Genomic DNA, 20,662 nt, shown 5'->3' with positions numbered 1-20,662 from the left:
GTTCCGCTTTCATTTTTCTTTCGCATGGTACCCTACTTTTTTTAATAGATTAATCGCTGTTTCCTTCTCATCTTCTGTCAAAATATTCACGATCGAATCAATCATCTCTTGATGAGAAGGAAAGATTTCTTCAATCCATTTTTTCCCCTTTTCCGTTATTGCCGCATATGTGACACGGCGGTCTTTTGGGCATGCTTTTCGAACTAACAGCCCTTTTTGCTCTAATTTATCAATAACATACGTAATGCTGCCGCTAGCTAAAAGAATTTTTCCGCCGATTTGTTGAAGTGGCTGATCTCCTTTATGATACAAAAGCTCTAAAACGGCAAATTCCGTTAAGTTTAATCCATATGATTGAATGTGCTTGCTAACTTGATCATTCATTGCGCGATAAGCACGTGAAAGAACGATAAAAAATTTTAGAGATTTTTCAATACTGCTGTTATCCTTAGCCAACTTTCATCATTCCTTTAGTATTTCAATGTCTTGAATTATAATAGTGAAACTTCTCATTATTGTCAATCACTGCACAGAAAATTTCAGAATAAAAAAACTTTTTTTAACCCGATCTTCTTTCAAAAGATCATGCTATAATAAAAAGGTTGATGAAAAAGAAGGAGTTTAAAGAAATGCTGGACTTAACACATCGCCATAAGGTTTTGCTTTACATTTTGATCGTAATCCTGCCCACTTTTCTGATTTCGTTTATCATATGGGAAAAACAAAAAAATATTCTCTTTTCGAAACATGAAAAAGAAGCCGTATATATGCTAGACATTCATCAAAGTCAAATTGACCGCTTAATCTCGGAAACAAAAACGAGAATGGAAACAATGGCGTTATTCATAGATCAAGAAAATAATCCAAACCAAATTCAAAGAGCTCTAAAAGAAACCCTACAACAAGAACCCCGCTTTACCGGCCTGTATATCGCAAATGCAGACGGAACAATAAAAATCGGCACTCAACCCGTTTCATTACATCATGACATCTCTTCGGAAAAATGTTTTCAATCTGCGCTCGCAACAAAAAAGACTGCTATTTCAGAAGTTCACGATAAAAAGCTTATCACGATCTGCACCCCGATTGTAAATCAGCAAAAAGATGTAAATGGCGTTTTATACGCCACATTAAGCATAAACTATATACAAAATATTATGAATGTACTGAGCCCAGATTTATATATCGTGGTGAGCGACACGAAGAACAACTTTCTTTTCAGTGCAGGCGAAAAAGAAAAGGACGCTTCCGAAAAATCTGTTCAAACTGATATTACCCAGCTTCCATGGGTGCTGAAAGCGTCGGTCGCTCCGGTCAAGCCGTTGGAAATCTCTCAAGTTGTTTTAACTTATGCCGCCATTGTATACATTTTTTTTAATATTATTTTTTTGTTGATCCAATATTATTTGCTGAAACGTAAAGCAAGATTGGAAGAAGAAAAAATTAAAGCGCAAAAGCTTGAACTGGTCGGTACTCTCGCTGCCAGCACAGCGCATGAAATCCGAAATCCTTTAACTGGAATTAGCGGTTTTATTCAGCTGTTAAAGAAAAAATATCAGTCAGAAGAAGATCAGCATTATTTTTCCGTCATAGAAAAAGAGATCGACCGAATCAATGAAATTGTGAGCGAATTTCTCGTTCTCGGCAAACCAACCGCTCATAAACACAAACTGTACGACTTAAATCAGATTATCGACGAAGTCATGCCGATCATTAAATCGGAAATCAATCTCCATCGAACAAATTTTCAAGTTCATATGGATCGGCATAATCCTATTCGGATTTATTGTACAAAAAATCATATTAAACAAGTTTTGTTAAATTTAACGAAAAATGCTTTAGAAGCAATGGACATGAACGGATCATTAGAATTGATTGTCAAAAAAGAAGCAAATCTTGCAGTTATCAAAGTGATCGATACAGGGAAAGGGATTCCTGAAAAAATGATGGAAAAAATTTTTGACCCATTTTTTACGATGAAAGACAGCGGCACCGGACTTGGACTGGCAATATGCAAACGCATTGTCGATATGTATGGCGGCACCATTGAGATTGAAAGCAAATTGAATGTCGGCACAACCGTGACGATAAAGCTGCCGCTATCAAATAAAAGCTGAAGCTCGATGTGATTCTGAACTAGACGAAAAACAGCCTTCTTGTTCTAATGTAAGCCACATCTAAAAATGCTTGATGATGCATTTGATGCAGGATTGGTAGAAACCGATGAAAGCGACGGTTTCTACCTTCTTTTATCTATTTTTGAATCAAAAACCGATTAGAGGATCGGGGCTAAAAAATGCTGAGTCGTACCCAATCATTTTCTTATGATGAATGATATCTTGACATGCGGCTTCCGCTTTTTCCTTTTCTTCCTTTTTGAGAACGTGTTTTTTCCATTATTTTTACTGCACCTTTATAAACGATATAAATGCTCAAAAAAGCGAAGAACAGAGCGAGAAATCCCCATAGACCTTGCACAATATCTTCAAATTCCATATTTCCTCTATTCGTTATTTTTTGTTGAATCTCAATGGCAAACACTATGACAACTAGTACGGTCATTGTATAAATAAACGATATACATAAAATGCCGAATTTTGCTATATATTTAAATACCACATGTGTAATGAAAAAGATAACCATGCCGAAAATGCCGATGATCCAAAAATGCAGCTGTTTATCTGTTAATTGAAAACCAGCCATTTCTACCAAATGGATAATATTGTCATGAAAATCATTAATCAGTTCTACAATGAACAAGAGCGTTTCTTTCATATAAAATCTCCTTCTATTGATAAAATAACAAATCTATTATAAAACATTATTATCAAAATTTATTTTTTCTGAAAAGGGGTACGATTTTATGTACGACGTATATATTGGGAGTTTTTTATCAGCAATGTCTACAGGTTTAGGGGCTGTCCCGATTCTTTTTTTGCAAAAAACGATTAAACATAGAGGAAGAGATTTATTATTAGCATTCAGCGCTGGAATTATGATGGCTGCTTCCATGAGGGGGTTGATACCTGAAGCATTAGCAAACGGAAATATAATGAAAATGTGCATCGGATTAATACTTGGAGTGCTTATATTAACAATTTTAGAGAAAAATATTCCTCACATTGAACTGGAGCATACGAAAGAAGGAATACAATTTGACGAAAAAGCATTGCTCATTATCTCGGCGATCACCTTACATAATCTCCCGGAGGGTCTATCTGTCGGAGTAAGTTATGCCTCAGAGAAACAAGATTTAGGTCATCTAATTGCTCTTGCAATCGGGCTGCAAAATGCACCAGAAGGCTTATTAGTTGCGCTTTTTTTAATCAATCAGAACATTTCCCGCATCAAAGCCTTTTTCATTGCAACGTTGACAGGAGCGATCGAGATTGTCACATCTCTAATAGGGTTTTATTTAACAACATTTGTTGAATCTTTAGTTTCTTACGGTCTTGCTTTTGCTGCAGGAGCAATGCTTTTTATCATTTATAAAGAATTGATTCCGGAAAGCCACGGCGATGGTCATGAATTGACTTCGACATATTCTTTTATTTTCGGAATTTTATTTATGATTGTGCTGACTGAACTTTTTTAAGCTTGTCAAATATGTGTTTTCTTTATTTTTCAACCGTTGCAACAAAAGGATTTGTTAATGTCCATTTCATAGGGTGGAAAATCGATTGATTTTTCTCATCGCTGCTTACCATTTGCTGGTATTTGTTTAAAAGCTTGTCCAGTTCTTGGCTCAGCTCAATCGTCTCTTTGCTGTTCATACCGTTTACTTGAGCCATCTCAATCATTTTTTGCCTTTTTATTATGATTTCTATGAACAGCTTTTCTTTGCGCAGCTCTTCTTCCGTTGCCATTTCTTCATATCCTCCTTCCAAATCTCGCGGTCTAAAGACACGCACTCGGTTATTATTACAGATTCTACTATTTTTGTAAATAGATTCGCAAATTTAGACAATATTTTTACACAAGTATTTGACAATCCTCTTTAATATTTACGTAAGGAGGATTGTCAAAACATTCATACAGTCATAAAAAGCTTATCCAAAAGCCTTTTTAAAAGAAAAAATTCGACTTCTTTTTTACTCGCTGACAACAGACCAAAGCTTATTGCCTCAATAACCGCTGCCGTTTTATAGGTCGAAGGACAATATTTGAGCAATGATAAGATGCTTGTTTTCTATTTAAAATATTGTCGGAAATTTCTTTCCTTTCATTAAGAAAAGCTGCGCTTATTTCTATCATCACAATGACAAGCCTAAAAAACAGCGCAATTTTATCGGATTTTTACAGCTGTTCCAGTTGCTACAACCATCATCATCCCATCTCGTAATGTTTCAAAGTCAAGATCCACTCCAATCACAGCATTGGCTCCCAGATTTTTAGCTTTCGCTGTCATTTCTTCAATAGCTACTTCCCTTCCTTCTGAAAGCTTGCTTTCATATGCGCCGCTCCTGCCGCCGACAATATCCGTAATGCCTGCCAAAAAATCGCGGACAATGTTTGCCCCAAGAATGGTTGTACCGCTGACAATCCCCAAGTATTCTTCAATTTCCTTTCCTTGCAAAGAATTGGTTGTTGTAATAATCATGGATTTCCCTCCATTATTTATTTTTTTACTTTATTACGTTTGAAAAAACGTTTCGTTCCATTCCGATTCACAAATCATTCTACTTTTTCTCTAAATTGTAGTAAAATTGTAGTAAAAAGCGAAACCTTGCTTTCCGTTTGTTCGTAAATTTATTAAACAATGCTGACAGGGGTAGGATCATGAAATCGATATTCTTGTTTTTCATAAGAAGTTTTATTGCTGTTTGTTCGATGTCTGTTCTTTGGTTTGCCTTGTTTTTAGGATTTGACCAAGCTTTCATTCAATCGTCTTTGTATGCTGTTGCAGGCGGTATTATCGTCTATTATATCACCAAATGGCTGCAAAAAAGAAATTGGCTGAAGCAAAACGGATTGACAGCCAGTGAATACAAATATGTACAGGAAAATTTAAAAGAAGCAAGACAAAAAATTGCCCGACTGCAGCGCACCTTATTTAGAGCCCGATCGCTCGGAACGATTCAGCAGCTTGTCGAAGCAATCAGGCTTTCCAAACGTATATATCATGTCGTTGAAAAGGAGCCGAAACGCTTCTATCAAGGCGAATCATTCTTTTTCTATCATTTAGATTCTTGCGTGGAGCTTGCAGAAAAGTATACGTTTCTTTCCGCCCAGCCGATCCGCGATCAGAACGTTAAATCATCATTGGAAGAAACGAAACAGATGTTGAATCAAATTTGCGAATCATTGGAGAAAGATTTAATCACCGTTTTATCGAATGATATCGAACATCTTCAATTTGAATTAAATGTTGCGAAAAAACAAACAACGAAATGGAAAGATAGGTGATTACGTTGGAAGAAAAGAAAGAGTTGGATCTATTAGATGATCTATTAAAGGACCCATTTGGAGAAAAAGAAGATAAGCCCGCATCACCTTTAGCAGTCAGCGAAGAAGAACAGCCGAAAAAATTTATCGACATGCTCTCACAGGAGCATAAAGCAAAGGCTGCACAGCTGGCAGCTCAAATTGATTACAAAAACCGGCATTCGATCGTCCAATTTGGGGCTTCCGCTCAGCAAAAGCTCTCCAGTTTTTCCCACGAAATGCTGGACTATGTTCAAAAAAAGGATATCGGGCCTATAGGCGATATTTTAAAAGAGCTGATGAGCAAACTCGAACAAGTAAACCCGGAAGAATTAAAACCGGAAAAACGAAACTTCTTCTCTCGTCTTTTCAAGAAAATATCTAGTTCGATCAATGAAATTTTATCCAAATACCAAAAAATCGGGGCACAAATCGAACGCATTACAGTCCGGCTGGAAAATTCAAAAAAAGCGCTGATGTCCGATATTCAATTGCTCGATCGTTTATATGAGCATAATAAGGAATACTTTCACGCGCTAAACATTTACATCGCTGCTGGTGAATTAAAATTGGAGGAGCTCCATACAAAAGTAATACCGGAATTGCAAAAAAAAGCGGAAACAACTGGAGATCAAATGGCGGTTCAAGAAGTAAACGACATGCTTCAATTTGCTGATCGGTTGGAAAAACGGATCCATGATTTAAAGCTATCTAGGCAAATTACAATCCAAACGGCTCCGCAAATCCGGATGATTCAAAATATGAATCAAACATTAGCGGAAAAAATCCAATCCTCCATTTTGACGTCTATTCCTTTATGGAAAAACCAAATTGCGATCGCTCTCACCTTATATCGGCAAAAAGGAGCACTGGAGGCCCAAAAGCAAGTGACGAAAACGACGAACGAGCTGCTTTTGAAAAATGCAGAAATGCTGAAAGCAAACACAATTGAAACAGCCAGGGAAAATGAACGAGGCATCGTCGATATTGAAACGTTGAAAAAAACACAGGACGACCTAATTTCAACAATCGAAGAAACGCTCAGGATCCAACAGGAAGGACGTCTAAAAAGGCAGCAGGCTGAGCAAGAACTAATGCAGCTCGAGAAAGACTTAAAAACGAGACTATTGCAATTTAAACAAGAATAAAAAAGACAAACCGGGATGATTTTTATAGAGGAAAGATTTTACACATATACAGCTGTTGAGTGATTTCGTCCAAGCTTTTTTAAATGCTCATGCAGAACCGGCACGGCATTTACATCATATAAACAGCAAATTTTTTAAAAACTCTGCGCAGGCATCGCAGAGTTTTTCATTTTGAAAGGTTCTATGATGCCCAATTTTTGCATTGCTCTAATTGCAGCAAAAAAGCTTTTTTATCCGTTTGATTGCCTGCATAGCCTACAAGCGCTCCGTTTTTGCCAATCACCCGATGGCAAGGAATTATGATCGGGATAGGATTCGCTTTATTGGCTTGGCCAACTGCCCGAACAGCTTTCGGATTTCCGATCCCATCTGCAACATATTGATAGCTTCTAGCTTCACCGTATGGAATGTTCATCAACTCTTTCCATACTTTTTGCTGAAATGAAGTGCCTTTTGGAAAAATGGGAAGGGAAAATATTTTTCGTTTCCTTTGAAAATATTCCTTAAGCTGTTTCGCTGCCTCTTCCAATAGATCCGTTTTATGTTCCACAACTTTTGAAGATGCCAGAAAATCTGTAAGCTCCTGCTCGTCCATCAACAAAGAGACAATTCGATTCTTTTCCTCTATAATCCCGATCGTTCCAATAGGGCTGTTCATTGTATGCAAAAAGTACATCCTACACACCTTCTTGACCATTGATAGGGAGCGAAATATAAAATGTCGTTCCATACCCTACTTTGCTTTTGACATCAATTTTCCCATTGTGCTCTTTAATAATTTTGTAGCTTACCATAAGACCTAGACCTGTTCCCCGCTCTTTCGTTGTATAAAACGGCTCCCCAAGCCGCTTCAGTTTATTTTTTGGAATGCCTGGCCCTTCATCTTGAATGGAAATTTGAACCCGGTGATCATCTTCTTTTGTGATCGAAACATAAATATTGCCTCCATTTGGCATCACTTCGATTGCATTTTTTAATATGTTAATAAAAACTTGTTTTAATTGATTGGGTTCGCAAAATATATCCGGCACTTCCCCGTAGTCTAAATGAATTTGCACATTTACTAGAATAGCCTGTGCATTTAATAATTCTATCGTATCTTTCATGATTTTCACAATATTTTTTTGTTCAAATCGAACAGCTTGAGGCTTCGCCAAAATAAGAAATTCATCAATGATTGATTCAATTCGCTTCAGCTCAGAAGTAATGACATTGAAATACATGGAATAATCTTCTTTTATGCTTCCTTGCAGCAGCTGGATAAATCCTTTTAACGCTGTCATTGGATTGCGGATTTCATGGGCTATTCCGGCTGCCAATTCCCCAACAATATTGAGAGTGTCCGATTTTCTCAGCCGCTCTTCGATTTCTTTTCTTTCAGTGATATCGCGAAATATAACTAAATTCATATTTTCAATAATGTGGCGTTTAAATGAACATTCGAGAATTCTTTCCTGCTTATTTTTCACCGTAATCGCAAATTCTTTCGTCAACCCATCCATTTTCCAATCACTTTTAAAATGAATGGGAAAAAATCGGAATATGCAATCACGTCCAATTTGGTCTTGTGTTAATCCTAAAATTTGCATTGCAGCAGGATTGGCATCAACAATCACCCAATCATCATTAAACAGAAGGATGCCGTCCATCGCTCCGTTAAACACATTCCGAAATTTTTGTTCACTTTCACGCAATTCTTTTTCCATTCGTTTCCGGTCGCTGATATTTCGCAATATGGTCATATGGGTTTTTTCCTTCGGGTTGTATTTTGATGTGAATTCGAGCTGCTTCTTTTGTCCGTTCGGCATGTAAAACATTAATTCTTCCCGGATGGCACCGGATTTTAAATATTCATCTTTCACCTGCAAAAACTTTGGATCATTTGCATTGATAAATCGCATTAAATTGCTTTTCAACAGTTCATCAAAGGGGAGTTCAAATATGCGGCAAGCCCATTGATTCGCGCGTATAATATTTCCAAAATGATCCCAAATAAGGATGGCATCAAGAGCATTTTCAAAAATTTCTCTAAACCTTTCTTCACTCTTCAAAATTTGCTGTTCCATAAGCCTCTTCTCTGTAATATCGCGCAATATCGACATGTAAAATCCGTGTAAAATGTTTGACGTGGTCGTAAATTCAAAAATTTTTCGCGTTCCGTCTTTTAATCGGACAGGCATTTCTCCTTTCATTTTTCCTTTTTCAAACAATACTTCATAAAAATATTTTTTCATTTTCTCATCTTCGATAAAATCTGAAAATTTATAGTTTTTGAGTTCATCACTCGGAATGCAAAAGCTTGTACAAAATGATTGATTGGCATCTATAATAAATCCTTCGTAATCAAAAATGACAATGCCGTCAACAGCACGGTCAAATAAATCCGGAAACAGCTGTTCATTGATCGATCGTTCCTGTTCAAGAATTTTTTTCGAAGAAACATCCCGAAAAATAGCAAGATTGTATGTGCCGTAAATGTTCTCAATGATGCTGTATTCAACATATTTGATTCGGCCGTTTTCCAGTTTTAACATGAGTTCCGCATATTGCTGTTTTTCATGATCAGAAAAATTTTTTATAAATTCGTTTCCTGGCAGGGCTGCTACAAAATCATCTATCGACTTCTCTAGTATGACTTCTTTTTCCATTTCAAAAAGGCGGCATGCTGACTGATTTACTTGAAAAAACTTGCCGTGATGATCTAAAAGCACCATAGCATCTATTGATCGATCGAAAATTTCGTAATATTTTTTTAATTTTTCATTTTCTTGTTGCGCTTTTTTTAAACGCTTTGCCAACAAATCTTCTTCAATGGCTGCAATGTTTTGCTTCAAACTTCCCACCTCTCATTTTAACACTCTCAATATATTTACATTTTCTACAAATTACGTTAGAATCCTTCATGCACTGTCAATTTAGTCAATTCGATGTACCTTTCAGTACGACTGTTTACAAAATGTTGAATTTGTCTTATATTTTAAATCGAAACTTTTTTTGAAGGTGATAACATGAATGAGAGGAACAGCTACTTTGATAACGCCAAGTTTATATTAATTCTTCTTGTCGTGTTCGGCCATTTTATTCGATCGATGATTGAAGACAATTACATTATGATGAACATATACAAATTTATTTACACGTTTCATATGCCTGCGTTCATTTTAATTTCCGGCTTTTTTGCCAAAGGGTTTAACAAACAGGGATACGTTAAAAAAATAGCAAAAAAACTCATTTTGCCATATTTCATTTTTCATGGCATCTATACAGTTTATTATGTTTTGATTAAAGGCGACAATCTGCTCCATTCAATTGATCCTTTGAATCCGCACTGGTCCCTCTGGTTTTTAATAAGTTTGTTTTTCTGGAACGTCATGCTGATCCCGTTTTCTAAATTGAATAAATTGGTCGCTTTAGGACTTTCGTTCTTTATCGGTATTGCAGCTGGATATTTTGATTTCATCAGCAACTATTTGAGCTTGTCACGTACACTAGTCTTTTTTCCTATTTTTTTAATAGGTTTTTATTTAAAGAAAGAACATTTTGCCATGATGACGAAGCTGCCTGCAAGATCTTTAGGGGCAAGTGCTCTGTTGCTTACATTTGTGACGTATTTCTATTTGCCTTTTGAGTATGAGTGGCTGTTCGGTTCCATGCCTTATTCAGCTTTTGGCGAAACGGATATCTTTTCAGGGCTGGTGCGGCTCGGATTTTATTTTCTTACTTTGATTACGACGTTCGGATTTTTCTCGTTAATACCGAAAAAGCGTCAATTTTTCACTGAATGGGGCACAAGAACTTTTTACGTTTATTTATTGCACGGATTTATCATTCAATCGTTCAGAGACAGCGAACTTGAAAGCTGGCTTACAGAAATAGAAAGCATCACGGTATTCGCCATTGTTTCAATTGTCGTTACATTCTTGCTGTCGAGCCGCTTTGTCAAAACGATCGCACAGCCAATCATTGAACTTCGAGCGACAATGCTAAAAAAAATAGTAAAAGGCTTATAAGACCGGGGCTGACGCACACAGACAGTCACATCACATAAATAGAACGGCTTCTAATAGCTTTTCAGAAATAGGTCTTTTCTACAGTCCGAGATGCTGAAACAACAATCTAGAGTAGTTAGAGAAATAACTTCAAAGGCGTCGCAGTTCCTAAACTTTCTAACTTTAAAAACAAGTCATAAGTCAGAGGTCCTAGCGGGGTATGGAAAATTCGAACATTTGCCAAAAAAATCTGGCGAGGCCCCTCGATCGACTTCGCCAGATGTTCAATTTGTTAGTCAATCCATTCAGCAATCTTCAATAATGAGATAGGCTGTTTTAATTGGCCCATGTACGCCAACCACTAAGTTCATTTCAATATCCGCTGAATTGCTCGGTCCTGTAATAAAATTAATGCAGGAAGAAATCGTTTCGCCTTTTTCCACCATTTGATGAAATTTTCTGGCGGCCTGTGTCATTCTAGGGAGGATCGTGCTTTTCGGAATAATGGAAATATACGTTGTCGGCAAAAGGCTGACCGCCCTTCCTTTCCCTCCCCCATTCAACAAGACAACCGTTCCGGATTCAGCCAGTGTATAATCGCTGAACGTAATTCCGATATTTGCTCTTTCCGCAATTTGAATATTTTCTTTTCCAAGCTCAGGATCCCATATATGCACGTCTGTTCCTTCGTTTGGCAATTCCTCCAATAAAAAAGGCATCAGCCCGAATGCTTCAAACCGATGATCGTCCCACGTCACAATCGGACCGCCTCCATAAAAAGCAATCGCCTCTTTCAGCGTATTTTTCAATGATTTGGAAGTCGTTCTGTATACATCGACATGAACATTTTTACATTGTTTTATAAATGCATCAACCAGTTCGTCGGAAGAATAACCAGCAAGTGTTTTTTCTTGAGGGTGAAATGACCAGCTGGGCCGTTCCACCCCTTCCTTCCGGGGATTTCGTCCTAACCTTTGAGCTATCGTCTGCAAAAACGAATCTCGATTTTGAATCGTTCCGTTCATGAACGATCACCACTTTCTTTTTTACGATTGTGAAACCATTCGCGAAAGCTGTTTTTTTCCGGTGCCGGGAAATCACGTATGGACGTCCAATTTTTCAAAGGACCTGGTCCATTGGAAATTTTCCCGTCTTTCGAAAACGGTTTGAGGGCTGCTGGCGCCAGTTTTGTTCCCCACTGATACAGTTTTTGATTCGATGCTCCTATTCCAAATGCCTTCATCGCCAGCTTCTCGCTTATTGGCGCTCGCCCTTCCCGCTCGACAATTACTTGCCGATGCTTATGGAGAAGTTCATGAAGCGGAATTTTTACGGGGCATGCTTCCGTACAAGCGGCACATAGTGTGGAAGCATAAGGCAATTCCTTAAAATCATCATAACCGCCAAAAAGCGGCGTCAATACAGCGCCAATCGGACCTGGGTAAATCGATCCGTACGAGTGGCCGCCTATATGCCGATATACAGGACAGACGTTAATGCACGCTGCACAACGAATGCATTGAAGAACAGGCTGGAATTCAGTTCCTAAAATTTTGCTTCGTCCGTTATCAACAATCACCAAATGGAATTCTTCCGGTCCGTCAACATCCTCTTTTTGTTTCGGACCAGTTAAAACCGTTATATAGCTCGTTAATTTTTGACCGACTGCACTCCTTGTCAAAAGACTGACAAGCACATCAAGTTCTTCGAATGTTGGAACTATTCTTTCCATCCCCATGACAGTTATTTGTGTTTTCGGAATGGTCGTCACCATGCGGGCATTTCCCTCATTTGTCACTAAACAAAACGATCCAGACTCGGCAATGGCAAAATTGCATCCTGTGATGCCGACATCCGCTGTTAAAAATTCCTCCCTAAGCATTTTTCTCGCATGGAGTGCAAGCTCCTCAGGCTTTTCTGTTTTCTCATACCCAAGTTTTCGCTGAAACACATCTCGAATTTGTTCCTTATTTTTATGCAGGGCTGGGGCTACAATGTGCGAAGGCGGATCATGATCATCAATCTGCAATATATATTCGCCTAGATCCGTTTCAATAACTTCACAGCCCGCTTCCTCCAAACATTGATTCATATGAATTTCTTCCGTCACCATCGATTTCGATTTGACAATTTTGCGAGCCTTTTTTTTCTTGATAACACTTTGGATGTAATCGTTCGCTTCCTCCGCTGTTTGAGCAAAAAAAACATGTCCGCCCCTTTTTGCAACATTTTCGCTTAACTGGTGTAAATAATAGTCCAAATTTTCCAATGTATGCTTTCTGATTTGTTCACCGAGCGATCTCCATTCTTCCCAATTGCCAAGCTCTTCAGCAGCTTCCAGACGTCTTTTTCTCAGCCTTTCTTGAGCATCTTGGACTGCATTTCTCATAAAATCGTTTTCAATATTTTTTTGCACCCTTTGATCAAACGGCTGATCCGAAATTTTCATTGCCATCCTGCTTTCCCCCCTCCATTATTCGATACTGTTTAACACCTCAGCAATGTGCATGACCTTCACTTGTTTATTTTTCCGGCTTATTCTCCCCCCGATATTCATTAAGCAGCCGCAGTCTGCCCCGATTAAATAGTCGGCATCGGTTTCCTCAATATGCCGAACTTTTTCATCAACCATTTGTTCAGATATTTGTTCCATTTTGACGGAAAACGTTCCGCCAAAGCCGCAGCAATCATATGCATTTGGAAGCGGAACCAATTCAAGCCCCTTCACATTTGCCAGCAATTTAAATGGTGCCTCCTGAACTCCAAGAAGACGGGTCATATGACATGATGTATGATAGGTTGCTTTTCCTTTTAATGTTGCGCCCACATCTTCCAAATTTAAAACATCTACAATAAACTGTGTTAATTCATACGTCTTATTTGCAAGCTTTTGCGCCTTTTCTTTCCAAACCGGATCTTCATCAAAAATGTGCGGATATTCCTTAAACATCGTGGCACATGATCCGGAAGGTGTGACAACATAATCGGCATGTTCAAAGGTGAGAATCATATTTTTCATCGCTTCTTTTGCCGCTTGAACATATCCGCTGTTATAGGCAGGCTGTCCGCAGCAAATTTGGCTTTCCGGAAATTCTACTTCGCATCCAAGTCTTTCTAAAAGCTCAACTGTTGCTTTGCCTACTGAACCGTTAAATACATCCACTAAACATGTGACAAATAATGAAACTTTCAATTTGCTCCCCCCGCCTTGTGAAACAGTTTCAACTAAGATGTAACCCTTTTCTTTTCACTTTATCGCTTTTTTTATCTTTAGTCAACAGGTCATCTGATGACTAGAAAGGAATATGCTTGCTTTATTCATAAAAAAAGCCGCCGTGTCGATCCATTGTTTGAAGATATCATACTTACTATTGGGATCCATGAGACGGTTTAACACCATGGCAAAAACGGCTTCGTCATACTGAGAAGCAGCCTCGGAATCATCCATGATTTTACATAATAGCCGACCAAGCCCTAACTTTTCCCATACCTTTCGGAACAGATAAACCGGCCCAAACTCTTTTGTCCAAAGCACGGAGACAGAAGAGGAAGAGCCTTGCCCGTGAATTCGGTCAAAGTAACGCTCTGAAAATTTGATTAATCCCTCGATTTATTTATCGACAGAGCCATTCTCTAATAAATGCTCTAACCCCCCTAGATTATAAGCGTTTGTTACCGAACTTTATTGTCTACACGAAATGTACGACATATTTGCAGATATTGACGAACAGAACCATTTTTATTTTTTGCTTATTAATTCGAATATACATATGTGGGTTTATTTGGCATGTATTTTTTTGAAAATGGCATTGAAAACTCCAAAGTATCCTCTCAAATTCCGCTTTCACCCCCCAAAAGACCCGAAATTAGTAATTAAATTTCCTAGTCTCTATTTTTATATAACAAATTATACCATTTTCCCATATTATATATTGTGTTATTTTCGATAGAATATAAGTGTAATGATTAAAGGAGGTAATGTTATGGAGAACCCTAATGAAAGATTGGATTTAGATGATATTTTAGCTATAATTGAAAAACTTTCTGAAGAAGATGCAAAATCATTTCTAAAAATAATTTATGGGAAGCTTGGAAATTTTAAATATTCTACAGAAGACATTACAAAAGAAAATATAATCAATGACATTGAAACAATTTTTAGTGAGAAAATACCTAAACTTTTGCAAATAAGAGAAGAACAAAAAAATAAATCTACATAATCTTTATGTAGATTTTTTCTTTTAAACTTAAACTGTAGATGAGTAAATTCCATTACATTTATTACCATCTCAACTTTCGCACACAGATATTGTCAGACATCCCTTGATGTAATTGGGTAAAGAGGCAATCCATTCTTGTACTTTACTTTTAAATAATTCCATGTTCAAACAAACATTAGCTTCTGCTAATGTTTGGAAGATCGCTAATAATTGATTCAATGCACTCTCTAGATTCATATCTTTTACATCTTCACATAATAGAAAAAAGAGATTTCCAATCGTTTTAGGATCGTTGTTTTGTCTACGCTCCCACTCTAAGAGTATAAAGCGAGTAAACACAATCGTTGTATGACTAATCAACAGATCATACGAACGACCTTGAAATTCTTTTGCTAGGTTAAGCAATGATTTGGTACACTTGAAAAATGTTTCGATGTCCCAGCGCATCCCGTAAATACGCACAATTTCTTCATCTGAAAGTGTGGTATCTGTACTCAAAATGGCTAACCATTCACTCTTTTTATTGCGGTTACGCACGAATACAATCTTGACTTGTCGTCCTTTTGCAAGATGAACATGGATCGAACCGAGTAGGTCTTTCTTTTCCATGGTACGCTTTGCTTTTTTAAAGAGTTCATCCAGAGTATGGGCTTCACCATCTATGAAATAACGTTGTTTTAGCTGCTTGACCATACCAATGACAAATAAACCTTTATCCGTGATTTTTTCAATCAAAGGCTCATGCGTAAACCAAGTATCCATTAACACATAATCAGCTGTAATTCCTGCATTTAAGGCATGATCCAATAAAGCAGAGACAACGCTTGGCTTATCTTGTTGTGCTTCAAGACGACGCTTGTAGCCGGAAGTGCGTTTATCAATGGATTCATCGACCCCGTTAAGTTGATTTTCCTTTTTCGCTGAACTCAATAAAGCAAAGTCTACAGGTAGAAAAGAATATCCATCAGACCAACCAAGAGTAAGCAACTGAAACCCCTTATAGAATCGTTTCTCTGTATGATCAAATACTCGTGAAAGAAGTTCAACAGACTTGCTTCGGTTGCGTGAAAAGAGTGAATCATCAACAATAAACACCTTCACTCTGTTGTTTGATGTAAGCTTTTTTATACGTCCAGTAAGATCTTGACATAAGGAAAGTAAAAAAGTTCGCCAAGCATAAGTAGATGAATTTAGAAAACGGTAGATCGTATCTTTTTTAGGTAAGTCCACGGCTTTCTTGCTTTGAAGTGCTTGAAACCAATTTTTATATTGGAAAACAAGCAAAAAAATAAGACGGAAAATAGATAAGCATGAATAACCAAATCCCTTAGTAATTCTCGCTTTTCTCAAATGTTTGCCTATATATAATTCAGAAAATCTTCGTTCAAGTTCTTTTGGTAGTTGTGCAAAAGTATCTTTTTTCGTTATCATAATGGTGACACCTTCTTTGGTATTTGGTTTGATCACCATAATTTTACCAAAAGATAGGTGTCTTTTTCTTTTAAAAAAATAAAATCAATAAAAAACAAGAGAAATAATGAAAGACGATATAAAACAGTCATATCAAGAGTTGCAATAAGATATTACTCTGCGAAAGTTGAGTTACCATCTTTAAAAAGAAAACAAAAATACCCTAATGCCACTCGTAACTGGTTTTTAATGGAATCTAGTGGCACTCCTCGTTGGGCTTCGTAATAAATAAACTCAGTGAGATTGTGAATTTTTCTCGATCTTACACTCGCAAGACCGGTTGAAAAATCACTTGAATGTTCTGTCATGCAATAGATATACGTAAATTGTACGATGGTCCAATATCGTTTAATGGCTCGCTCATGTCGGGGCTGTCTAATAATCGATTTTCCGGCTTATAGACGCCCTTTAATGTTTTAGAAATGTTGATATATCAATGCTTATGATGTTCCGTTTTCAATGGATTTTGACTTTCTGGACAGCCCCTAATGTTTCTTTCGTTTGCCGAAAGTAGCTTTCGATCGACCAGCGTTTCGCATAGTATTCAAGAATAGCCTGATCACTCAGTTTTTGTGTCTGTACTTAAAAAACAACGCAAATGCTCGCTCGTCATCGGTTGATCGGTTTTCCAACAAAACAATACCACCGCATTTGGAATGTCGTTCAATGCCCCTTCGTAGCGATACACTCGATACGTTTCCCCTCCCACGGTCACGAGGTGGGTATCGGAAACATCGATGTAACGGGCAAATTCTTTGGCGGATTGACGAATTCCTTGTGGATACAGGATGCGGTTGGTTTTCAGTGCTGCCCAAACGGGTTTCTCCCGAAAAATTTTTTATTGCCGCAAAAAACAACAGTTCTTTTGTCAGTTCAAGTCAGAGACGGCATGTGTAAAAACGCTTGCATCATATGTCAATTCCTAGTTAAAAAGACTCTGTTTTAGCCCCTGTTTTTATATGGGCTTTATGATGTTTTTTCAAAACTTTTTCAACATTTGTCAGGTGTGCGAGCATTAAATGCTGTGCTTCTTCCGCGTTTTGTTGTTCAATTGCTGTAAAGATGGCTTTATGCTCTTGAAAAATTCGTTCTGCGGTTACTTGTTCTGAATAAAGCCAAATTTTTCGTGTTTCCCGCATCGTTTCAACAATCATGTCGGCTACATTGTTCATTAAGCTTAATAAAATGGGGTTTTGCGTAGCGGCTGCGATCGCTTTATGAAACTTCCAATCCGCTTTTTCTCCTAATTCTTCATCGTTTATATGGATAAGCATTTCGTCAAGCGCAGCTTTCATATCATGAAGATTTTGCTCCGTCCGCTTTGCTGCAGCAGTAAATGCAGCACCGACTTCTAATATTTTTCTAACCTCTAATAAATGTTCAATATCTTTCATATTCATTAACGCCGCTGTCGAAAGAGAAAACGTGAATGACATGGGATCAAACTCTTTTACAAACGTTCCTTCCCCTTGTTTCATTTCAACAATCCCCATTGCTCGTAATGCGCTTAATGCTTCACGAATCGCTGCACGGCCGACTTGAAAATTTTCAGCAAGCTGATGAACGGATTCCAATTTTTCTCCAGGTTTTATTTCTCCTTTTTTAATCATATCTAAAAGGGCTTCCGCCACTTCTTCATAAAGCTTTCTCGGTTTGATTTGTTTATATTCCATTTGCTTCACCCCAAAGTTCAACTAAACAAAATGAAGTCCAAAATATCGGTACATTTATTTTACTGGAAAAGACTTATAAAAATCAAAGTGTTGGCGAAAAAATAACAGCGTCTCACCATAAACTTTTTCTTTTTTGACAACTTTTTTGGAAGGAATCATAGACCTGTGTCTACGAAATCGCGCAAATGACTGAATGAAACTTCATCATAAAAAAAGAGAAATTTGTCTAAACTCTTAAACAATGCTTCATCGTTACGAACGTCTAATACGTAACTCACTTTTACTGTACCAGTTAAAATGACAAAACAATCGACGAATATGCTTTATAGCCGTAGACTTGTTAAGGTGATTGATAGAAACGGAAAAGAACGCGAACGAAAAACTTATCAAATGGGTGAATCCCTGCTTCTTCTTATTTGAAAAGAATATGTTACAATAATGTAGAAAATCGCTACTTCTCAATATCCATTATGAAAAAGGTGTGGAAATATGAACATCATTGTCAGTTCATTAAATGCCAAATACATTCATATGAACTTGGCTATACGTTATTTAAAAGCATATGCCGAGCCAGAATTTCAAGTTCAAATGGCAGAATATACGATAAAAGATCCCGCGATGAACATTGTAACAGATTTGTTTCGAAAAAAACCGGACATAATCGGTTTTAGCTGTTACATATGGAACATTGCAGAAACAATCAAAGTGGCGAAAATACTGAAAAAAATAAAGCCGGAAACCATCATTGTCTTTGGTGGGCCTGAAGTATCCTATGATACGAAAGAATGGCTTGAAAAAATCCCAGAGATTGATTTTATTATCGTAGGAGAAGGGGAAGAAACGTTTAAGCAGTTTTTGCGGGAAGCACATGGAAACCAAGAATGGGAAAACGTGAGCGGTTTAGCTTTTCGAAAAGACGGAGCAGTCATTGTAAATCCGCAGAGAAACAAAATTGATCTGCGAATGATGCCGTCGCCTTTTCGATTTGAAGAAGATGTGCCACATCTTAGCAAACGGATTGTTTATATTGAAACGAGCCGCGGCTGTCCCTTCAACTGCCAATTTTGCTTATCTTCCATTGAGGTTGGGGTTCGTTATTTTGATCGGGAGAAAATCAAGGAAGATATTCGCTATTTAATGAAAAACGGTGCGAAAACAATTAAATTTGTCGACCGAACGTTTAACATCAGCCGGAAATATGCGATGGACATGTTTCAATTTTTAATTGATGAACATGTTCCGGGCGTCGTGTTCCAGTTCGAAATAACTGGCGACATTATGCGCCCGGAAGTGATTCAGTTTTTAAATGACAACGCACCGAAAGGACTTTTCCGATTCGAGATCGGCGTTCAATCAACAAACGATTTCACAAACGAATTAGTGAAACGGAAGCAAAACTTCGCAAAACTGTCCAGAACGGTGACGATGATCAAACAAGGCGGAAAAATAGATCAGCACCTTGATTTAATTGCCGGACTTCCTGAAGAAGACTACAACTCTTTTCGAAAAACTTTTAACGATGTGTTTGCATTAAGACCTGAAGAACTGCAGCTTGGTTTTTTAAAAATGCTCAGAGGGACTGGTCTTCGAATTGGAGCTAAACATTTTGGCTACGTGTATATGGATGAACCGCCATACGAAATTTTAAGCAACAACGTTCTCTCTTTTGAAGATATTCTCAAAATTAAACAGGTGGAAGATGTTCTTGAGAAATTTTGGAACGACCATCGAATGGACGCGACAGTAGAATATTTAGTAGAAGAAGTGTTTGAGACGCCTTTTGATTTCTTTCAAGAATTTGGCGCCTACTGGGATGAACGCGGATGGGCAAGAATTGGTCATCAGCTCGAAGATTTGTTTCGAAGATTGTTTTCGTTTATTCAAGAACGCAAACGAGAACATTTGCCAATTGTTGAAGGGTTTCTGAAATACGATTATTTGCGCAATCAGAAGCAAAAGCCGCGAAAGCCATGGTGGGATGAAAAGCTTAAAAAACAGGAGCAATCAGCAATCTATCAATTTATCCTGTCCAACCCTGAAATGCTTGGAAAAACCTTTTTAAATCTGTCTCTTTCGGAAAAAGATTTATATAAGCATACGGTTTTAGAAATTCTTCCATTTAATCCTGAGCTGTATTTGCAAAAAAAGATATTAGTAAAAGAGCCGGCAATTTTGTTAGTTTATTACAACTATAGCGATCACCAGCCGCATATGTTTTCTTTTCCGTATACTGCGCTGAAAAAGGTGAGGGAAGCTTAACATCCCTCACCTTTTGTTTTTGTTTTTCTTTTGTTTTCTTCTAAAATATCGTAAATTTTCGCAGCATTAAAATCTCCCAGTTCATTGCCAAATTCCAAATCTTGTTTCACATCTTTTTTGTTCTTTACGTTTTTATTATGATCCATGTGCTTTCCCCTTTTTTGAATTTCGGTTAGCCCCTTTCATCGGGTCTTCATCTGTATAGGATGCTGAAAATTCTTTTTCAGGAAGGCTTTCTGTCGGTGTTTTGCTCGTTTTTTCTGCCTGATTATATGCTTGTTTCCTCTTCAATCTGCATCCTCCTTTCTTTTTTATCTTTTTCAGAAACAAACCATTTATTCAGCTGTTTCTATAAAAGGATGGAAAAAGGGATGCTTCCATATGGATGCCCGATCGTCAATGCTTAAGTTTTTTCTTGCTCGCAAGGGTATTTTGTGCTTCTTTTATAACGGGTTATGCGGCAATTTTGATGCTTATAC

General features: G+C 37.5%; 20 protein-coding genes and 2 pseudogenes. 7 read left to right on the top strand and 15 right to left on the bottom strand.

Annotated elements, in window-relative coordinates; all coding sequences use genetic code 11:
• Positions 1–9: 9 nt before the first annotated feature.
• Positions 10–456: a MarR family winged helix-turn-helix transcriptional regulator gene (locus RI196_RS06925; protein WP_311067142.1), complete on the bottom strand. Its 447-nt coding sequence runs from the start codon at positions 454–456 to the stop codon at positions 10–12.
• Between the two features lie 173 nt (positions 457–629).
• Here RI196_RS06925 and RI196_RS06920 point away from each other — a divergent pair, with 173 nt between their 5' ends.
• The gene (locus RI196_RS06920; RefSeq protein ID WP_311067140.1) at positions 630–2,117 is read left to right on the top strand and encodes an ATP-binding protein; all 1,488 of its coding nucleotides are present in this window, start codon (positions 630–632) and stop codon (positions 2,115–2,117) included.
• Positions 2,118–2,322: 205 nt separating this feature from the next.
• Here the strand turns inward: RI196_RS06920 and RI196_RS06915 are convergent, their stop codons facing one another.
• Positions 2,323–2,775 carry a hypothetical protein gene (locus tag RI196_RS06915; protein WP_063389364.1) on the bottom strand — a complete coding sequence of 151 codons (453 nt, stop codon included), beginning with the start codon at positions 2,773–2,775 and terminating at the stop codon, positions 2,323–2,325.
• Positions 2,776–2,863: 88 nt separating this feature from the next.
• Here RI196_RS06915 and RI196_RS06910 point away from each other — a divergent pair, with 88 nt between their 5' ends.
• Positions 2,864–3,595 (top strand): ZIP family metal transporter, encoded by a 732-nt coding sequence (locus RI196_RS06910; RefSeq protein WP_063389365.1) that lies wholly within the window; start codon positions 2,864–2,866, stop codon positions 3,593–3,595.
• Positions 3,596–3,617: 22 nt separating this feature from the next.
• On the opposite strand, the gene RI196_RS06905 is transcribed toward RI196_RS06910, so the two are convergent.
• Positions 3,618–3,866 (bottom strand): aspartyl-phosphate phosphatase Spo0E family protein, encoded by a 249-nt coding sequence (locus RI196_RS06905; protein ID WP_063389366.1) that lies wholly within the window; start codon positions 3,864–3,866, stop codon positions 3,618–3,620.
• 419 nt (positions 3,867–4,285) lie between these two features.
• Complete coding sequence (locus tag RI196_RS06900; protein WP_094245531.1) at positions 4,286–4,600, bottom strand: YbjQ family protein; 315 nt, start codon at positions 4,598–4,600, stop codon at positions 4,286–4,288.
• Between the two features lie 179 nt (positions 4,601–4,779).
• Here RI196_RS06900 and RI196_RS06895 point away from each other — a divergent pair, with 179 nt between their 5' ends.
• Both RI196_RS06895 and RI196_RS06890 read left to right on the top strand, forming a co-directional pair.
• Positions 4,780–5,406 (top strand): 5-bromo-4-chloroindolyl phosphate hydrolysis family protein, encoded by a 627-nt coding sequence (locus RI196_RS06895; protein WP_063389368.1) that lies wholly within the window; start codon positions 4,780–4,782, stop codon positions 5,404–5,406.
• Positions 5,407–5,411: 5 nt separating this feature from the next.
• Positions 5,412–6,572 carry a toxic anion resistance protein gene (locus tag RI196_RS06890; protein ID WP_242009330.1) on the top strand — a complete coding sequence of 387 codons (1,161 nt, stop codon included), beginning with the start codon at positions 5,412–5,414 and terminating at the stop codon, positions 6,570–6,572.
• Positions 6,573–6,753: 181 nt separating this feature from the next.
• On the opposite strand, the gene RI196_RS06885 is transcribed toward RI196_RS06890, so the two are convergent.
• Together RI196_RS06885 and RI196_RS06880 are read right to left on the bottom strand one after the other, a co-directional pair.
• Entirely contained in the window at positions 6,754–7,248 is a 495-nt protein-coding gene (locus RI196_RS06885) for a methylated-DNA--[protein]-cysteine S-methyltransferase (protein WP_130157738.1), read from the bottom strand.
• 1 nt (position 7,249) lies between these two features.
• On the bottom strand, positions 7,250–9,406 hold the full coding sequence (locus tag RI196_RS06880) for a PAS domain-containing sensor histidine kinase (protein ID WP_311067139.1): 2,157 nt from the start codon (positions 9,404–9,406) through the stop codon (positions 7,250–7,252).
• Positions 9,407–9,580: 174 nt separating this feature from the next.
• Here RI196_RS06880 and RI196_RS06875 point away from each other — a divergent pair, with 174 nt between their 5' ends.
• On the top strand, positions 9,581–10,582 hold the full coding sequence (locus RI196_RS06875; RefSeq protein ID WP_066247926.1) for an acyltransferase family protein: 1,002 nt from the start codon (positions 9,581–9,583) through the stop codon (positions 10,580–10,582).
• 284 nt (positions 10,583–10,866) lie between these two features.
• On the opposite strand, the gene RI196_RS06870 is transcribed toward RI196_RS06875, so the two are convergent.
• The 4 genes and pseudogenes from RI196_RS06870 to RI196_RS18725 all read right to left on the bottom strand — a co-directional run.
• Positions 10,867–11,586, bottom strand: coding sequence for a LutC/YkgG family protein (locus RI196_RS06870; protein ID WP_063389372.1), 720 nt, complete (start codon positions 11,584–11,586; stop codon positions 10,867–10,869).
• Positions 11,583–13,016 carry a LutB/LldF family L-lactate oxidation iron-sulfur protein gene (locus RI196_RS06865; RefSeq protein ID WP_063389373.1) on the bottom strand — a complete coding sequence of 478 codons (1,434 nt, stop codon included), beginning with the start codon at positions 13,014–13,016 and terminating at the stop codon, positions 11,583–11,585. Before RI196_RS06865 ends, RI196_RS06870 begins: the two co-directional genes overlap by 4 nt.
• Before the next feature lie 18 nt (positions 13,017–13,034).
• A complete protein-coding gene (lutA, locus tag RI196_RS06860) occupies positions 13,035–13,754 on the bottom strand; it encodes a lactate utilization iron-sulfur protein LutA (protein WP_063389374.1) in 720 nt (239 codons plus the stop codon).
• 141 nt (positions 13,755–13,895) lie between these two features.
• Positions 13,896–14,331: pseudogene (locus RI196_RS18725) on the bottom strand (IS1634 family transposase N-terminal domain-related protein); the annotation flags it as partial.
• A 213-nt stretch (positions 14,332–14,544) separates the two neighbouring features.
• On the opposite strand from RI196_RS18725, the gene RI196_RS06855 reads away from it, so the two are divergent.
• Complete coding sequence (locus RI196_RS06855) at positions 14,545–14,781, top strand: hypothetical protein (protein ID WP_144598530.1); 237 nt, start codon at positions 14,545–14,547, stop codon at positions 14,779–14,781.
• A gap of 69 nt (positions 14,782–14,850) precedes the next feature.
• Here the strand turns inward: RI196_RS06855 and RI196_RS06850 are convergent, their stop codons facing one another.
• The 3 genes and pseudogenes from RI196_RS06850 to RI196_RS06840 form a co-directional block, all read right to left on the bottom strand.
• Positions 14,851–16,212, bottom strand: coding sequence for an IS4 family transposase (locus RI196_RS06850; protein WP_311067138.1), 1,362 nt, complete (start codon positions 16,210–16,212; stop codon positions 14,851–14,853).
• A gap of 152 nt (positions 16,213–16,364) precedes the next feature.
• Positions 16,365–17,068 (bottom strand): annotated as a pseudogene (locus RI196_RS18535) (transposase family protein); the annotation flags it as partial.
• A 109-nt stretch (positions 17,069–17,177) separates the two neighbouring features.
• Positions 17,178–17,924 carry a FadR/GntR family transcriptional regulator gene (locus tag RI196_RS06840; protein ID WP_063389375.1) on the bottom strand — a complete coding sequence of 249 codons (747 nt, stop codon included), beginning with the start codon at positions 17,922–17,924 and terminating at the stop codon, positions 17,178–17,180.
• A gap of 489 nt (positions 17,925–18,413) precedes the next feature.
• Between RI196_RS06840 and RI196_RS06835 the strand changes: the two genes are divergently transcribed.
• Positions 18,414–20,183, top strand: a complete 1,770-nt coding sequence (locus RI196_RS06835; RefSeq protein ID WP_311067137.1) for a B12-binding domain-containing radical SAM protein — start codon at positions 18,414–18,416, stop codon at positions 20,181–20,183.
• Here RI196_RS06835 and ykzE read toward each other — a convergent pair.
• Together ykzE and ykzP are read right to left on the bottom strand one after the other, a co-directional pair.
• The gene (gene ykzE, locus RI196_RS06830; protein WP_165381907.1) at positions 20,180–20,329 is read right to left on the bottom strand and encodes a protein YkzE; all 150 of its coding nucleotides are present in this window, start codon (positions 20,327–20,329) and stop codon (positions 20,180–20,182) included. The two genes, RI196_RS06835 and ykzE, sit on opposite strands and share 4 nt — an antisense overlap.
• The gene (gene ykzP, locus RI196_RS06825; RefSeq protein ID WP_094245525.1) at positions 20,319–20,474 is read right to left on the bottom strand and encodes a protein YkzP; all 156 of its coding nucleotides are present in this window, start codon (positions 20,472–20,474) and stop codon (positions 20,319–20,321) included. Before ykzP ends, ykzE begins: the two co-directional genes overlap by 11 nt.
• Between the last annotated feature and the right edge of the window lie 188 nt (positions 20,475–20,662).

The organism is Aeribacillus composti, from assembly GCF_031760945.1.
GTDB lineage: Bacteria > Bacillota > Bacilli > Bacillales > Aeribacillaceae > Aeribacillus > Aeribacillus composti.
Note: the sequence above shows the minus strand (reverse complement) of the source record. Positions and strands in the feature narration are given on the sequence as shown.

Coding starts and splice junctions, on each gene's coding strand:
- RI196_RS06920 (WP_311067140.1), top strand. CDS start 630: ATGCTGGACTTAACACATCGCCATAAGGTTTTGCTTTACATTTTGATC.
- RI196_RS06915 (WP_063389364.1), bottom strand. CDS start 2,775: ATGAAAGAAACGCTCTTGTTCATTGTAGAACTGATTAATGATTTTCAT.
- RI196_RS06910 (WP_063389365.1), top strand. CDS start 2,864: ATGTACGACGTATATATTGGGAGTTTTTTATCAGCAATGTCTACAGGT.
- RI196_RS06905 (WP_063389366.1), bottom strand. CDS start 3,866: ATGGCAACGGAAGAAGAGCTGCGCAAAGAAAAGCTGTTCATAGAAATC.
- RI196_RS06900 (WP_094245531.1), bottom strand. CDS start 4,600: ATGATTATTACAACAACCAATTCTTTGCAAGGAAAGGAAATTGAAGAA.
- RI196_RS06895 (WP_063389368.1), top strand. CDS start 4,780: ATGAAATCGATATTCTTGTTTTTCATAAGAAGTTTTATTGCTGTTTGT.
- RI196_RS06885 (WP_130157738.1), bottom strand. CDS start 7,248: ATGTACTTTTTGCATACAATGAACAGCCCTATTGGAACGATCGGGATT.
- RI196_RS06875 (WP_066247926.1), top strand. CDS start 9,581: ATGAATGAGAGGAACAGCTACTTTGATAACGCCAAGTTTATATTAATT.
- RI196_RS06870 (WP_063389372.1), bottom strand. CDS start 11,586: ATGAACGGAACGATTCAAAATCGAGATTCGTTTTTGCAGACGATAGCT.
- RI196_RS06865 (WP_063389373.1), bottom strand. CDS start 13,016: ATGGCAATGAAAATTTCGGATCAGCCGTTTGATCAAAGGGTGCAAAAA.
- RI196_RS06855 (WP_144598530.1), top strand. CDS start 14,545: ATGGAGAACCCTAATGAAAGATTGGATTTAGATGATATTTTAGCTATA.
- RI196_RS06850 (WP_311067138.1), bottom strand. CDS start 16,212: ATGATAACGAAAAAAGATACTTTTGCACAACTACCAAAAGAACTTGAA.
- RI196_RS06840 (WP_063389375.1), bottom strand. CDS start 17,924: ATGGAATATAAACAAATCAAACCGAGAAAGCTTTATGAAGAAGTGGCG.
- RI196_RS06835 (WP_311067137.1), top strand. CDS start 18,414: ATGAACATCATTGTCAGTTCATTAAATGCCAAATACATTCATATGAAC.
- ykzE (WP_165381907.1), bottom strand. CDS start 20,329: ATGGATCATAATAAAAACGTAAAGAACAAAAAAGATGTGAAACAAGAT.